The sequence below is a fragment of the Streptomyces sp. NPDC047982 genome, assembly GCF_043204165.1.
GTDB lineage: Bacteria > Actinomycetota > Actinomycetes > Streptomycetales > Streptomycetaceae > Streptomyces.
Genome location: NZ_JBIDBS010000006.1, coordinates 305977 through 321287 on the forward strand (window position 1 = coordinate 305977; position 15311 = coordinate 321287).

The window sequence follows — 15311 nt, forward strand, 5'->3', positions numbered from 1 at the left end:
CCATCAGCAAGACCCTTGTCCGCGGTGCGAAGATCCTCGGCGGCGAGGCCCGGGACGTCCTGATCGACGGCGAGACCATCGCCGCGATCGGTACCGGTCTCGACGCCGGGGACGCGACCGTCGTCGACGCCGCCGGCCGGATCCTGCTGCCCGGCCTGGTCGACCTCCACACCCACCTGCGCGAGCCCGGCCGCGAGGACTCCGAGACCGTCCTCACCGGCACGAAGGCCGCGGCCGTCGGCGGCTTCACCGCCGTGCACGCCATGGCGAACACCTTCCCGGTCGCCGACACCGCCGGCGTCGTCGAGCAGGTCTGGCGGCTCGGCAGGGAGTCCGGCTACTGCGACGTGCAGCCCGTCGGCGCCGTCACCGTCGGCCTGGAGGGCAGGAAGCTCGCCGAACTCGGCGCCATGCACGACTCGGCCGCCGCGGTGAAGGTCTTCTCCGACGACGGCAAGTGCGTGGACGACGCGGTGATCATGCGCCGCGCGCTGGAGTACGTGAAGGCGTTCGACGGGGTCGTCGCCCAGCACGCCCAGGAGCCCCGGCTCACCGAGGGCGCCCAGATGAACGAGGGCGTCGTCTCCGCGGAACTCGGCCTCGGCGGCTGGCCCGCCGTCGCGGAGGAGTCGATCATCGCCCGTGACGTCCTGCTCGCCGCCCACGTCGGCTCCCGGGTGCACATCTGCCACCTGTCGACCGCCGGGTCCGTCGAGATCGTCCGCTGGGCCAAGTCCAAGGGCTGGAACGTCACCGCCGAGGTCACCCCGCACCACCTGCTCCTCACCGACGAGCTCGTGCGGACCTACGACCCGGTCTACAAGGTGAACCCGCCGCTGCGCACCGAGGCCGACGTCATGGCCCTGCGCGGGGCGCTCGCCGACGGCACCATCGACTGCGTCGCCACCGACCACGCCCCGCACCCGCACGAGGACAAGGACTGCGAGTGGGCCGCCGCCGCCATGGGCATGGTGGGCCTGGAGACCGCCCTTTCCGTCGTCCAGCAGACCATGGTGGAGACCGGACTGCTCGACTGGGCGGGCGTCGCGGACCGGATGTCGTGGCGCCCGGCCGCCATCGGCCGCCTCGACGGACACGGCCGTCCCGTCTCGGTCGGTGAGCCCGCCAACCTCACCCTGGTCGATCCGGCATACCGTGGTGTGGTGGACCCCGCGGGCTTCGCCTCCCGCAGCCGCAACACCCCCTACGCGGGGCGCGAGCTGCCGGGCCGAGTGACCCACACCTTCCTGCGGGGCCGTGCCACGGTCGTCGACGGGAAGCTCGCGTGACATCACTCACCCCCCTGTACCTCCGCCTCGCCGCCGAACAGAAGTCGGCCGAGGTGACCGACTGGCCCGCCCGCATCAGCTGGGTCGTCGGACTGCTCGTGTTCATCGCCTTCGTCTACTGGCTGATGCGCCAGGGATGGAAGTGGCGCGGCAGTCTCCAGTCGGATCTGCCGCAGCTCCCGACCACACCGGAAGGCTTCGCCCACGGCGGGGAGGCGCTGACGCTGACCGGCCGGTACCACGCCTCGACGACCGCCGGACAGTGGCTCGACCGGATCGTCGCCCACGGCCTCGGCACCCGCAGCCGGGTCGAACTCACCCTGACCGACCAGGGCCTGGACGTCGTACGCCCCGGGGCGACCGACTTCTTCGTCCCGGCGACCGCGCTGCGCGGGGCCCGGCTCGACAAGGGCATCGCCGGCAAGGTCCTCCCCGAGGGCGGCCTGCTGATCATCACCTGGGCGCACGGCGACAAGCTGATCGACTCCGGGTTCCGCTCCGACCGCTCGGCCGAGCACCCGGCCTGGGTCGAGGCCATCGAACAACTCACCAGCACTACGGAAGGCACCGCACGATGACGATCTCCGCCCGGGGAGCCGGCAGAGCTCCCGCCGTACTCGTCCTGGAGGACGGCCGCACCTTCCGCGGCCGTGCCTACGGGGCCGTGGGGGAGACCTTCGGCGAGGCGGTGTTCTCCACCGGCATGACCGGCTACCAGGAGACGCTGACCGATCCCTCCTACCACCGCCAGGTCGTCGTGATGACCGCCCCGCACGTCGGCAACACCGGCGTCAACGACGAGGACCCCGAGTCGAAGCGGATCTGGGTCTCCGGCTATGTCGTCCGCGACCCGGCCCGGGTGCCCTCCAACTGGCGAGCCCGCCGCTCGCTCGACGAGGAACTGGAGAACCAGGGCGTCGTCGGCATCAGCGGCATCGACACCCGCGCCCTCACCCGCCACCTGCGCGAACGCGGCGCCATGCGCGTCGGCATCTTCTCCGGTGACGCGCTGGCCGACGAGACCGCGCTCCTGGCCCGCGTCCAGCAGGCGCCCCAGATGGTGGGCGCCGACCTCTCCGCCGAGGTCGCCACGAAGGAGACGTACGTCGTCCCCGCGATCGGCACCAAGAGGTTCACCGTCGCCGCGATCGACCTCGGCATCAAGGGCATGACCCCGCACCGGATGGCCGAACGCGGCGTCGAGGTGCACGTGCTGCCCGCCACCGCCACGCTGGAGGACGTGTACGCCGTCGAGCCCGACGGCGTGTTCTTCTCCAACGGTCCCGGCGACCCGGCCACCGCCGACCACCCGGTCTCCGTCATGCGGGGCGTCCTGGAGCGCGGCACCCCGCTCTTCGGGATCTGCTTCGGCAACCAGATCCTGGGCCGCGCCCTCGGCTTCGGCACCTACAAGCTGAAGTACGGCCACCGCGGCATCAACCAGCCGGTGCAGGACCGTACGACCGGCAGGGTCGAGGTCACCGCGCACAACCACGGCTTCGCCGTCGACGCCCCGCTCGACAAGGTCTCCGAGACCCCCTACGGCCGTGCCGAGGTCTCCCACGTCTGCCTGAACGACCAGGTCGTCGAGGGGCTCCGGCTCCTCGACCGGCCCGCCTTCAGCGTCCAGTACCACCCCGAGGCGGCCGCGGGCCCGCACGACGCCGCGTACCTCTTCGACCGTTTCGTCTCCCTGATGGAGGGCCGGCGTGCCTAAGCGCTCCGACATCCAGTCCGTCCTGGTCATCGGCTCCGGCCCGATCGTCATCGGCCAGGCCGCCGAGTTCGACTACTCCGGCACCCAGGCGTGCCGCGTGCTCAAGGCCGAGGGCCTGCGCGTCATCCTGGTCAACTCCAATCCGGCCACGATCATGACCGACCCGGAGATCGCCGACGCCACGTACGTCGAGCCGATCACCCCCGAGTTCGTCGAGAAGATCATCGCCAAGGAGCGCCCCGACGCGCTCCTGCCCACCCTGGGCGGCCAGACCGCGCTCAACACCGCGATCTCCATGCACGAGAACGGTGTCCTGGAGAAGTACGGCGTCGAGCTGATCGGCGCCAACGTCGAGGCCATCCACAAGGGCGAGGACCGCGACCTGTTCAAGGGCGTCGTCGAGGCCGTCCGCGCGAAGACCGGGCACGGCGAGTCCGCACGCTCGGTCATCTGCCACTCCATGGACGAGGTGCTGGCGGGCGTCGAGACGCTCGGCGGCTACCCCGTGGTCGTACGCCCCTCCTTCACCATGGGCGGCGCCGGATCCGGCTTCGCCCACGACGAGGCGGAACTGCGCCGGATCGCCGGCCAGGGCCTGACGCTCTCCCCGACCACCGAGGTGCTCCTGGAGGAGTCCATCCTCGGCTGGAAGGAGTACGAGCTGGAGCTGATGCGCGACAAGAACGACAACGTCGTGGTCGTCTGCTCCATCGAGAACTTCGATCCCATGGGCGTCCACACGGGCGACTCGATCACCGTCGCCCCGGCGATGACGCTCACCGACCGCGAGTACCAGCGGCTGCGCGACATCGGCATCGCGATCATCCGCGAGGTCGGCGTCGACACCGGCGGCTGCAACATCCAGTTCGCCGTGAACCCCGTCGACGGCCGGATCATCGTCATCGAGATGAACCCGCGGGTCTCCCGCTCCTCGGCGCTCGCCTCGAAGGCCACCGGCTTCCCGATCGCCAAGATCGCCGCCAAGCTGGCCGTCGGCTACACGCTCGACGAGATCCCCAACGACATCACCGAGCAGACCCCGGCCTCCTTCGAGCCGACGCTCGACTACGTCGTGGTCAAGGCCCCCCGGTTCGCCTTCGAGAAGTTCCCCTCCGCGGACTCCACCCTCACCACCACCATGAAGTCGGTGGGCGAGGCCATGGCAATCGGCCGGAACTTCACCGAGGCGCTCCAGAAGGCGCTGCGCTCCCTGGAGAAGAAGGGCTCGCAGTTCTCCTTCACCGGCGAGCCCGGCGACAAGGACGAGCTGCTCGCCGCGGCGGTCCGCCCGACCGACGGCCGGATCAACACCGTCATGCGGGCGATCCGGGCCGGCGCCACCCAGGAGGAGGTCTTCGAGGCCACCAGGATCGACCCCTGGTTCGTCGACCAGCTCTTCCTGATCAAGGAGATCGCCGACGAACTGGCCGCCGCCGACGAACTCTTCCCCGAACTGCTCGCACAGGCCAAGCGGCACGGCTTCTCCGACCAGCAGATCGGCGAGATCCGCGGGTTGCGCGAGGACGTGGTCCGCGAGGTGCGGCACGCGCTGGGCGTGCGCCCGGTGTACAAGACGGTCGACACCTGCGCCGCCGAGTTCGCGGCGAGGACGCCGTACTTCTACTCGTCCTACGACGAGGAGAACGAGGTCGCGCCGCGCGAGAAGCCCGCGGTCATCATCCTCGGCTCCGGCCCCAACCGCATCGGCCAGGGCATCGAGTTCGACTACTCCTGCGTCCACGCCTCCTTCGCGCTGAGCGACGCGGGCTACGAGACCGTGATGGTCAACTGCAACCCGGAGACCGTCTCCACCGACTACGACACCTCCGACCGCCTGTACTTCGAGCCGCTGACGCTGGAGGACGTGCTGGAGATCGTGCACGCGGAGACCCTCGCGGGACCGGTCGCCGGTGTCATCGTCCAGCTCGGCGGCCAGACCCCGCTCGGTCTTTCGCAGGCGCTCAAGGACAACGGCGTACCCGTCGTCGGCACGCCCCCGGAGGCCATCCACGCCGCCGAGGACCGCGGCGCCTTCGGCCGCGTCCTGGCCGAGGCCGGGCTGCCCGCGCCGAAGCACGGCACCGCCACCACCTTCGGCGAGGCCAAGGCCATCGCCGACGAGATCGGCTACCCCGTGCTCGTACGCCCGTCGTACGTGCTCGGCGGACGCGGCATGGAGATCGTCTACGACGAGACCCGGCTCTCCGCGTACATCGCCGAGTCCACCGAGATCAGCCCCACCCGGCCGGTCCTGGTCGACCGCTTCCTCGACGACGCGATCGAGATCGACGTCGACGCGCTCTACGACGGCGCCGAGCTCTACCTCGGCGGGGTCATGGAGCACATCGAGGAGGCCGGCATCCACTCCGGCGACTCCGCCTGCGCGCTGCCCCCGATCACCCTCGGCGGCTTCGACATCAAGCGGCTGCGCGCCTCCACCGAGGGCATCGCCAAGGGCGTCGGCGTGCGCGGACTGATCAACATCCAGTTCGCGCTCTCCGGCGACATCCTCTACGTCCTGGAGGCCAACCCGCGCGCCTCGCGCACCGTCCCCTTCACCTCGAAGGCGACCGCCGTCCCGCTCGCCAAGGCCGCCGCCCGGATCTCGCTGGGCGCGACCGTCGCCGAGCTGCGCGCGGAGGGCCTGCTCCCGGCGCACGGCGACGGCGGCACCCTGCCGCTCGACGCGCCGATCTCCGTCAAGGAGGCCGTCCTGCCGTGGTCGCGCTTCCGCGACATCCACGGCCGCGGCGTCGACACCGTCCTCGGCCCGGAGATGCGCTCCACCGGCGAGGTCATGGGCATCGACTCGGTCTTCGGCACGGCGTACGCCAAGTCGCAGTCCGGCGCCTACGGACCGCTGCCCACCAAGGGCCGGGCGTTCATCTCGGTGGCCAACCGCGACAAGCGCTCGATGATCTTCCCGGCGCGCGAACTCGTCGCCCACGGCTTCGAGCTGCTCGCCACCTCCGGCACCGCCGAGGTCCTCAAGCGCAACGGCATCAACGCCACCGTCGTGCGCAAGCAGTCCGAGGGCACCGGCCCGCAGGGCGAACGGACCATCGTCCAGCTCATCCACGACGGCGAGGTCGACCTGATCGTCAACACGCCGTACGGCACGGGCGGCCGACTCGACGGCTATGAGATCCGCACCGCCGCCGTGGCCCGGTCCGTGCCGTGCCTGACGACGGTCCAGGCGCTCGCCGCCGCCGTCCAGGGCATCGACGCGCTCACCCACGGGGACGTCGGCGTCCGCTCCCTCCAGGAACACGCGGAACACCTGATCGCCGTCCGCGACTAGCCGAAGGGGGACACCGGAAACGGTGTCCCCCTCTCCATGAGGACCCCCGATGTACAAACTCTTCTTCCACCTGTTCTTCAAACGGATGGACACGGAGCGGGCGCACCACCTGGCCTTCGGCTGGATCCGCCTCGCGGCCCGCGTCCCCGTGCTGCGCACCCTCGTCGCCGCCGTGCTCGCCCCCCGGTACAAGGAGCTGCGCACGGAGGCGTTCGGCCTGCGGATGCACGGCCCGTTCGGCCTCGCCGCCGGCTTCGACAAGAACGCCGTCGGGATCGACGGCATGGCGATGCTCGGCTTCGACCATGTCGAGATCGGTACGGTCACCGGCGAACCCCAGCCCGGCAACCCCAAAAAGCGCCTCTTCCGCCTCGTCGCGGACCGCGCGCTGATCAACCGCATGGGCTTCAACAACGAGGGCTCCGCGGCGGTGGCCCGGCGCCTCGCCGCCCGTACCCCGGTCTTCCGGACCACGGTCGGGGTCAACATCGGCAAGACGAAAATCGTGCCGGAGGCCGAGGCGGTCGGCGACTACGTGAAGTCCACCGAACGGCTCGCCGGCCACGCCGACTACCTCGTCGTCAACGTCTCCTCGCCCAACACCCCCGGCCTGCGCAACCTCCAGGCCACCGAGGCGCTGCGCCCCCTGCTCGCCGCCGTGCGCGAGGCGGCGGACCGCACCGTCACCGGGCGGCGCGTCCCGCTGCTCGTCAAGATCGCCCCTGACCTCGCGGACGAGGACGTCGACGCGGTGGCGGACCTCGCGGTCGAACTGGGCCTCGACGGCATCATCGCCACCAACACCACCATCGCCCGGGACGGCCTCGGCCTGAAGTCGCCGCGCGCGCTCGTCGACGAAACCGGCGGACTGTCCGGCGCGCCCCTCAAGGCGCGCTCCCTGGAGGTCCTGGGCCGCCTGTACGCGCGGGTGGGCGACCGGATCACCCTGGTCGGCGTCGGGGGCATCGAGAACGCCGAGGACGCCTGGCAGCGCATCCTCGCCGGCGCCACGCTCGTCCAGGGCTACAGCGGCTTCATCTACGAGGGCCCGTTCTACGCCCGGGCGATCCACAAGGGCTTGGCCGCGCGCCTGGCCGCCTCCCCGTACGCCACCCTCGCCGAGGCCGTCGGCGCGCAGACCAGGAAGGTCACGGCATGATCCAGGAACCGTTCGGCGCACGTCTGCACCGCGCCATGGACACCCGCGGGCCGCTGTGCGTCGGCATCGACCCGCACGCCTCGCTGCTCACCGCCTGGGGGCTGAACGACGACGTCGCGGGCCTGGAGCGGTTCACGCGGACCGTCGTCGAGGCGCTGGCCGACCGGGTCGCCGTCCTCAAGCCGCAGTCCGCGTTCTTCGAGCGCTTCGGCTCGCGCGGCATCGCGGTCCTGGAGAAGGCCGTCGAGGAGGCGCGTGCGGCGGGCGCGCTGGTGCTGATGGACGCCAAGCGCGGCGACATCGGCTCGACCATGGGCGCCTACGCGGCGACCTACCTGGACCCCGGCTCCCCGCTGTTCTCGGACGCCGTCACCGTCTCGCCGTACCTGGGCTTCGGCTCGCTGCGTCCGGCGCTGGACGCGGCGGTGCTCTCCGGCTCGGGCGTCTTCGTGCTCGCCCTCACCTCCAACCCCGAGGGGGCCGAGGTGCAGCGCGCCACCGCCGCCGACGGCCGCTCGCTGGCCCAGGTGGTGCTCGACCACGTCGCCGCCGAGAACGAGGGGGCCCGGCCGCTCGGTTCCGTCGGCGCGGTGGTCGGCGCCACGCTCGGCGACGCGGGCGTGGATCTCGCCGTCAACGGTCCGCTGCTCGCGCCGGGCATCGGGGCCCAGGGGGCGACCCCCGCGGACCTCCCCGGAGTGTTCGGCGACGCGGTGGGCAACGTGCTGCCCAGCGTGAGCCGCGGCGTGCTGAGCCGGGGACCGGACGCGGCGGGGCTGCGCGACGCCGCCGAACGGCTGACGGACGAGGTCCGGACGGCCGTCGCGGGTGCATGACCATGCCAGATATCACGGCGTTGGGTGAATCGTAAACGAAAAACTCGGACGTTATGTCCGGAATGTCCTGGTCGATGGAGGCTGACCAGGACTTTTCGTTGGTTCTCGCTGACTCGAGCGGCCCGGGCCGCTAGTCTCCGTCGAGAGCCGACGTGCACGCGTGGTGCGTCGCTCGCCTGGTGTGGGACGCACAGCTTCCTCACCGGTCCGTATCCGACAGATCGACATCCGAGGTGACGTAGGCGTGGCTCTTCCGCCCCTTACCCCTGAACAGCGCGCAGCCGCGCTCGAAAAGGCCGCCGCGGCTCGCCGGGAGCGGGCCGAGGTCAAGAATCGACTCAAGCACTCCGGCGCCTCCCTCCACGAGGTCATCAAGCAGGGCCAGGAGAACGACGTCATCGGGAAGATGAAGGTCTCCGCCCTTCTGGAGTCCCTGCCCGGCGTGGGCAAGGTCCGTGCCAAGCAGATCATGGAGCGGCTCGGCATCTCCGAGAGCCGCCGGGTCCGGGGTCTCGGCTCCAACCAGATCGCATCCCTGGAGCGCGAGTTCGGCGGCAGCGCCGCCTGACGTTCTCAGGCACCCCTGAGAACCTGGATAATCGCTCCATGGCTGCAACATCCCGGGGGACGTCCCCCGTACCCCCGGACGTACGTCCGCGGCTGACCGTGCTCTCCGGCCCCTCCGGGGTCGGCAAGAGCACGGTCGTCGCTCATATGCGCAAGGCCCACCCCGAGGTGTGGCTCTCGGTGTCGGCGACGACCCGCAAGCCGCGTCCCGGCGAGCAGGACGGCGTCCACTACTTCTTCGTGGACAACGACGAGTTCGACAAGCTGATCGCCAACGGCGAGCTGCTGGAGTGGGCCGAGTTCGCAGGCAACCGCTACGGCACGCCGCGCCGGGCCGTGATCGAGCGCCTGGAGGCGGGTGAGCCAGTGCTGCTGGAGATCGATCTCCAGGGCGCCCGGCTGGTCCGGCAGTCCATGCCGGACGCCCGGCTCGTCTTCCTGGCCCCGCCGAGCTGGGAGGAGCTGGTCCGCCGGCTCACCGGCCGCGGGACGGAGTCGGCCGAGGTGATCGAGCGCCGGCTCACCGCCGCCAAGGTCGAGCTGGCCGCCGAGTCCGAGTTCGATACGACGCTGGTCAACACCTCCGTCCAGGACGTGGCACGCGAGCTGCTAGCCTTGATGTTGGAGGCTTCCGGCCGCAGCGACGGCACCGACGGCACCGACTGACTCACCCGGGCACGTGCGGCGTACGCGGCATGTGACAGACGGACACGTCGGTACCGTCACCAGTGCGGAGCCTCACGCAGTCAAAGGTTTCTTTGATCCTCACCCCCTTCGGAAGGCAGAGAGTGTCCTCTTCCATCACCACGCCCGAGGGCATCATCAACCCGCCGATTGATGAGCTCCTCGAGGCCACCGACTCGAAGTACAGCCTCGTGATCTACGCCGCCAAGCGCGCGCGCCAGATCAACGCGTACTACTCGCAGCTCGGAGAGGGCCTCCTGGAGTACGTCGGTCCGCTCGTCGACACCCACGTGCACGAGAAGCCGCTCTCGATCGCGCTCCGCGAGATCAACGCGGGCCTGCTCACGTCCGAGGCCGTCGAGGGCCCCGCGCAGTAGGCAGGAATCGCACCTCCACCACAGGCCCGGCGGCCACGGCCGCCGGGCCTGTGGTGCGTCCAGGGGCGACCGTGTCGCACCGGGCGCGGTGCGGCAGCATGGGGGAGTCCGAATCCGAGTGCGGGGAGACGCAGTGGACAAGTCGAAGGTCGTTCTTGGGGTCAGCGGGGGCATCGCCGCGTACAAGGCGTGCGAACTCCTGCGGCGGTTGACCGAGTCCGGTCACGACGTACGGGTCGTCCCGACCGAGTCGGCGCTGAACTTCGTGGGGGCCGCCACCTGGTCGGCCCTCTCGGGCCACCCGGTCGCCACGGAGGTCTGGGACGACGTCCACGAGGTACCGCACGTCCGGATCGGGCAGGGCGCGGACCTGGTCGTCGTCGCCCCCGCCACCGCGGACACGCTCGCGCGGGCCGCCCACGGCCTCGCCGACGACCTGCTCACCAACACGCTCCTCACCGCCCGCTGTCCGGTCGTCTTCGCACCCGCCATGCACACCGAGATGTGGGAGCACCCCGCCACCCGCGAGAACGTCGCCACCCTGCGCCGCCGCGGCGCCGTCGTCATCGAGCCCGCGGTCGGCCGGCTCACCGGCGTCGACACCGGCAAGGGCCGGCTGCCCGACCCCGGGGAGATCTTCGAGGTCTGCCGCCGGGTGCTGGCCCGCGGCACCGCCGGACCGGACCTGGCGGGCCGGCACGTCGTGATCAGCGCGGGCGGCACCCGCGAGCCGCTGGACCCGGTGCGCTACCTCGGCAATCGCTCCTCGGGCAAACAGGGATACGCCCTGGCGCGCACCGCGGTCGCGCGCGGCGCCCGGGTCACCCTGATCGAGGCCAACACCGGCCTGCCCGACCCCGCGGGCGCCGATGTCGTGCGCGTCGGGACCGCCGTGCAACTGCGCGAGGCGGTGCTGAAGGCCGCGGCGGACGCCGACGTGGTCGTGATGGCCGCCGCGGTCGCCGACTTCCGCCCCGCCGCGTACGCGCCGGGCAAGATCAAGAAGAAGGACGGGCAGGAACCGGAGCCTGTCGCGCTCGTTCGTAATCCGGACATCCTCGCCGAGGTCTCCGCAGGACGCGCCCGGCCGGGCCAGATCGTCGTCGGATTCGCCGCCGAGACCGACGACGTCCTCGCCCACGGCCGCGAGAAGCTGCGCCGCAAGGGCTGCGATCTTCTCGTCGTCAACGAGGTGGGTGAGCGCAGGACCTTCGGTTCCGAGGACAACGAGGCGGTGGTGCTCGCCGACGACGGCACCGAGACAGCGGTGCCGTACGGACCCAAGGAAGCCCTCGCCGACACGGTCTGGGACCTCGTGTCGCCGCGGTTGGGATGAAGATCTCGTTTCATGGTCCGGCACTCCGCGAAGCCCCGGAAACCCGGGCACGGAAGGCATCTCGGGGAGGCTGGTTCAGCGCCTTGACGAGCCCTTTCGGGGGCCTCGGCGCTCCCGAGGAACGAGACACGCTGTCCGCCGGAGGAGAGTGACCGATAAACTGTGCGCGGATTGTGCCGGGCGCAGCTCCCGGCGGTCCGCCAAATGATCAGCCAGCAGCCGCTGCAACCCCAGGGAGCGATGTGTCCCGCCGTCTCTTCACCTCGGAGTCCGTCACCGAGGGCCACCCCGACAAGATCGCTGACCAGATCAGCGACACGATCCTCGACGCGCTGCTCCGCGAGGACCCGACCTCGCGCGTCGCCGTCGAGACCCTGATCACCACCGGTCTGGTGCATGTTGCGGGTGAGGTCACGACCAAGGCCTACGCCGACATCCCGACCCTCGTGCGCAACAAGGTCCTGGAGATCGGCTACGACTCCTCCAAGAAGGGCTTCGACGGCGCCTCCTGCGGTGTCTCGGTCTCCATCGGCGCCCAGTCGCCCGACATCGCGCAGGGCGTCGACACGGCCTACGAGACGCGGGTCGAGGGCTCCGCCGCGGGCGGCGAGGGCGACGACCTCGACAAGCAGGGCGCCGGCGACCAGGGCCTGATGTTCGGCTACGCGTGCGACGAGACGCCCGAGCTGATGCCGCTCCCGATCCACCTCGCGCACCGGCTCTCGCGCAGGCTCTCCGAGGTCCGGAAGAACGGGACCATCCCCTACCTGCGCCCCGACGGCAAGACCCAGGTCACCATCGAGTACGACGGCGACAAGGCGGTCCGCCTCGACACGGTCGTCGTGTCCTCGCAGCACGCCAGCGACATCGACCTCGACTCGCTGCTCGCGCCCGACATCCGTGAGTTCGTCGTCGAGCACGTACTGGCGCAGCTCGTCGAGGACGGCATCAAGCTGGACACCGACGGCTACCGGCTGCTGGTCAACCCGACCGGCCGCTTCGAGATCGGTGGCCCGATGGGCGACGCCGGTCTGACCGGCCGCAAGATCATTATCGACACGTACGGCGGCATGGCCCGCCACGGCGGCGGCGCCTTCTCCGGCAAGGACCCGTCCAAGGTCGACCGCTCGGCCGCCTACGCCATGCGCTGGGTCGCCAAGAACGTCGTCGCCGCGGGTCTCGCCGCCCGCTGCGAGGTGCAGGTCGCGTACGCGATCGGCAAGGCCGAGCCGGTCGGCCTGTTCGTCGAGACGTTCGGCACCGCCACGGTCGAGACCGAGAAGATCGAGCACGCCATCGGCGAGGTCTTCGACCTCCGCCCGGCCGCGATCATCCGCGACCTCGACCTGCTGCGTCCGATCTACGCCCAGACCGCGGCGTACGGCCACTTCGGCCGCGAGCTCCCCGACTTCACCTGGGAGCGCACGGACCGCGTGGACGAGCTGCGCAAGGCCGCCGGGCTGTGACGAAGGCCCGGTAAACAGCCCTCAGTGCGTACGCCGGGGCCCGGACACCGCCGTGGTGTCCGGGCCCCGGTGCGTTGTCCCGGCGCTTTGCTCCGGGGCGGGTTGCGAGCGGGGAGGCGCTGTCCGAGGGGTCTGGTAGGAATGTGGCTGTGAGCAGCGACGACAAGCGATCCGGCGACCCCGGGCCCGGGGCTCCGGAGCAGCTCGCGCTGATCCGGGAGACCGTGCGGAAGGCGAAGGTGCCGCGGGCCAAGCCGCGGACCTGGCGCGGTGCCGCGCTCGCCAAGGAGCTGCCCGTCGCCCGGGTCCTGGTCAACAAGGGCGCGCTCCACCTCGACCAGTACTTCGACTACGCCGTGCCCGAGGAGCTCGACGCCGACGCCCGGCCCGGGGTGCGGGTGCGCGTGCGGTTCGGCGCCGGTGCCCGCCACGTCCGCGGCGGACGGCGCGAGGGCGGAGGGCTGATCGACGGCTTCCTCGTCGAGCGGCTCGCCGAATCCGACTACACGGGCGCGCTCGCCGCGCTCGCCTACGTCGTGTCGCCCGAACCGGTGCTGAGCCCGGAGCTGCTCGCGCTCGCGCGCGCCGTCGCCGACCGGTACGCGGGCAGCCTCGCCGATGTGCTGCAACTGGCCGTGCCGCCCCGCAACGGCAGGGCCGAGTCCAGGCCCTCGCCCGCGCCCCTGCCCCCGCCGCCCCCGCCCGCGCCCGGGAGCTGGGAGCGGTACGCGCAAGGGCCCGCGTTCCTGCGGGCCCTGGCCGAGGGCGGTGCTCCCCGGGCCGTGTGGACGGCGCTGCCCGGACCGCACTGGCCGCGCGAGATCGCCGGGGCCGTGGCCGCGACGCTCGCCTCCGGGCGGGGCGCCCTCGTCGTCGTACCGGACGGCCGGGCCGCGGGCCGGGTGGACGCGGCCCTCACCGAACTGCTCGGCGAGGGGCGCCACGCCCTGCTGACCGCCGACTCCGGGCCGGAGAGGCGGTACCGGGAGTGGCTCGCCGTGCGGCGCGGCTCGGTCCGGGCGGTGGTCGGGACGCGGGCCGCGATGTTCGCGCCCGTCGCTGACCTGGGCCTGGTGGCCGTCTGGGACGACGGGGACTCCAGCCACAGCGACGACAACGCCCCCTTCCCGCACGTGCGCGAGGTGCTCGAACTCCGGGCGGCGCACGCGCGGTGCGCGTTCCTGCTCGGCGGCACGAGCTGCACGGTGGAGGCCGCCCAGTTGGTGGAGAGCGGCTGGGCGCTGCCCCTGGGTGCGGACCGGGAACAGCTGCGGACCGCGGCGCCCCTGGTGCGCACGGTCGGCGACGGGGAACTGGCGGGGGACGGGGCCGCACGGGCGGCACGGCTCCCCAGCCTGGCCTGGCGGACGGTCCGCGACGGGCTGCGCGAGGGTCCTGTCCTGGTCCAGGTGCCGCGCCGCGGGTACGTACCCCGACTGGCCTGCGAGCGCTGCCGCGAACCGGCCCGGTGCCGGCACTGCGCCGGGCCGCTCCAGGCACCGGACCGGCAGGATCTGGAATGCGCCTGGTGCGGGCGCGCCGAGGCCGAATGGCACTGCGTCGCCTGCGGCTCCGCCCGGCTGCGGGCGCAGGTCGTCGGCGCGCGCCGGACCGCCGAGGAGCTGGGCCGGGCGTTCCCCGCCGTCCCGGTCCGCACCTCGGGCCGTGACCACGTCCTGGAGTCGGTGCCGGACGCGTCCGCGCTGGTCGTCAGCACTCCCGGCGCCGAACCGGTGGCCGAGGGCGGATACGCGGCGGCGCTGTTGCTGGACGGGTGGGCGCTGGTCGGGCGCCCCGATCTTCGGGCCGGGGAGGAGGCACTGCGGCGGTGGACGGCCGCCGCCTCGCTGGTGCGGGGACGGGCGCAGGGCGGCACGGTGGTGATCGTCGCCGAGCCGACCCTGCGGCCCGTGCAGGCGCTGGTGCGGTGGGATCCGGTCGGGCACGCCCGCCGCGAGCTGGCGGAGCGGGCGGAGCTGGGCTTTCCGCCCGTGTCGCGCATGGCGTCGGTGACCGGTTCGCCGGAGGCGCTCGCCGCCTTCTTCGCCGCCGCCGAGCTGCCGCCCGAGGCCGAGGTGCTGGGCCCGGTCCCGCTTGCGCGTACCGAACCGGGAAGGCCGCGCAGGCCGGGGGACGCCCCGCCGGGGGAGTCCTGGGAGCGGGCCCTGGTGAGGGTTCCGCCGGGCAGCGGCGCGGCCCTGGCGTCCGCGCTGAAGGCGGCGCAGGCGGCGCGGCTCTCCCGGGGCGGCGGCGACCAGGTCCGGATCCGGGTGGACCCGCCGGACATCGGCTGACGACCGGGCCCCGTCGTCGAAGTGCCGTCGGTCGGCCGGAGGCCGGGCCGTGCGGCGTCCGGCCCGTGCGAGGGCACGGCGAAGGATCGCGCTCGCGCGGCACGTGCATGGACGGGTCGGACGACGCCGCGGGCGTGGGTGCCGGGTCTCGACAGGCGGCAGTGTGACGACGGGGCCGGGGCCCGGGGCGGTCCGTGCCCGTTCGGCGCCGCCCGGCCCGGCACCCGGAATCGTGGCGTGGTGCGCACCCGGGGCGCGTCCGCCGCGCCGACGTCGGGCCCGGAC

At 72.1% G+C, this 15311-nt stretch carries 12 protein-coding genes; all 12 read left to right on the forward strand.

Translation table 11 applies throughout. The features are described 5' to 3' along the window. Window positions 1-2: 2 nt before the first annotated feature. The 12 genes from ACGF2V_RS10555 to ACGF2V_RS10610 all read left to right on the forward strand — a co-directional run bounded on the left by ACGF2V_RS10555 (window position 3) and on the right by ACGF2V_RS10610 (window position 15026). On the forward strand, window positions 3-1289 hold the full coding sequence (locus ACGF2V_RS10555; RefSeq protein WP_362627385.1) for a dihydroorotase: 1287 nt from the start codon (window positions 3-5) through the stop codon (window positions 1287-1289). Beyond that, a complete protein-coding gene (locus ACGF2V_RS10560; RefSeq protein WP_362627299.1) occupies window positions 1286-1867 on the forward strand; it encodes a hypothetical protein in 582 nt (193 codons plus the stop codon). The genes ACGF2V_RS10555 and ACGF2V_RS10560 overlap by 4 nt, the downstream gene beginning before the upstream one ends. Beyond that, window positions 1864-3006, forward strand: coding sequence for a glutamine-hydrolyzing carbamoyl-phosphate synthase small subunit (gene carA, locus ACGF2V_RS10565; protein ID WP_362710647.1), 1143 nt, complete (start codon window positions 1864-1866; stop codon window positions 3004-3006). The genes ACGF2V_RS10560 and carA overlap by 4 nt, the downstream gene beginning before the upstream one ends. Further along, a complete protein-coding gene (carB, locus tag ACGF2V_RS10570) occupies window positions 2999-6307 on the forward strand; it encodes a carbamoyl-phosphate synthase large subunit (protein ID WP_362627304.1) in 3309 nt (1102 codons plus the stop codon). The genes carA and carB overlap by 8 nt, the downstream gene beginning before the upstream one ends. 49 nt (window positions 6308-6356) lie before the next feature. Continuing rightward, the gene (locus tag ACGF2V_RS10575; RefSeq protein ID WP_362627307.1) at window positions 6357-7466 is read left to right on the forward strand and encodes a quinone-dependent dihydroorotate dehydrogenase; all 1110 of its coding nucleotides are present in this window, start codon (window positions 6357-6359) and stop codon (window positions 7464-7466) included. Next, window positions 7463-8302: an orotidine-5'-phosphate decarboxylase gene (pyrF, locus tag ACGF2V_RS10580; RefSeq protein WP_362710650.1), complete on the forward strand. Its 840-nt coding sequence runs from the start codon at window positions 7463-7465 to the stop codon at window positions 8300-8302. The genes ACGF2V_RS10575 and pyrF overlap by 4 nt, the downstream gene beginning before the upstream one ends. 244 nt (window positions 8303-8546) lie before the next feature. After that, on the forward strand, window positions 8547-8870 hold the full coding sequence (locus ACGF2V_RS10585) for an integration host factor (RefSeq protein WP_014157387.1): 324 nt from the start codon (window positions 8547-8549) through the stop codon (window positions 8868-8870). A 38-nt stretch (window positions 8871-8908) separates the two neighbouring features. Beyond that, window positions 8909-9535: a guanylate kinase gene (gene gmk, locus ACGF2V_RS10590; protein ID WP_362627313.1), complete on the forward strand. Its 627-nt coding sequence runs from the start codon at window positions 8909-8911 to the stop codon at window positions 9533-9535. Window positions 9536-9657: 122 nt separating this feature from the next. Next, window positions 9658-9930 (forward strand): DNA-directed RNA polymerase subunit omega, encoded by a 273-nt coding sequence (gene rpoZ, locus ACGF2V_RS10595; RefSeq protein WP_030610454.1) that lies wholly within the window; start codon window positions 9658-9660, stop codon window positions 9928-9930. 133 nt (window positions 9931-10063) lie between these two features. Further along, on the forward strand, window positions 10064-11266 hold the full coding sequence (gene coaBC / locus ACGF2V_RS10600) for a bifunctional phosphopantothenoylcysteine decarboxylase/phosphopantothenate--cysteine ligase CoaBC (protein WP_362627318.1): 1203 nt from the start codon (window positions 10064-10066) through the stop codon (window positions 11264-11266). Between the two features lie 242 nt (window positions 11267-11508). After that, a complete protein-coding gene (metK, locus tag ACGF2V_RS10605; RefSeq protein ID WP_362627321.1) occupies window positions 11509-12732 on the forward strand; it encodes a methionine adenosyltransferase in 1224 nt (407 codons plus the stop codon). A 149-nt stretch (window positions 12733-12881) separates the two neighbouring features. Then, a complete protein-coding gene (locus tag ACGF2V_RS10610) occupies window positions 12882-15026 on the forward strand; it encodes a primosomal protein N' (RefSeq protein WP_362710653.1) in 2145 nt (714 codons plus the stop codon). Window positions 15027-15311: the final 285 nt, after the last annotated feature.

Coding starts and splice junctions, on each gene's coding strand:
- pyrF (WP_362710650.1), top strand. CDS start 7,463: ATGATCCAGGAACCGTTCGGCGCACGTCTGCACCGCGCCATGGACACC.
- carA (WP_362710647.1), top strand. CDS start 1,864: ATGACGATCTCCGCCCGGGGAGCCGGCAGAGCTCCCGCCGTACTCGTC.
- gmk (WP_362627313.1), top strand. CDS start 8,909: ATGGCTGCAACATCCCGGGGGACGTCCCCCGTACCCCCGGACGTACGT.
- ACGF2V_RS10575 (WP_362627307.1), top strand. CDS start 6,357: ATGTACAAACTCTTCTTCCACCTGTTCTTCAAACGGATGGACACGGAG.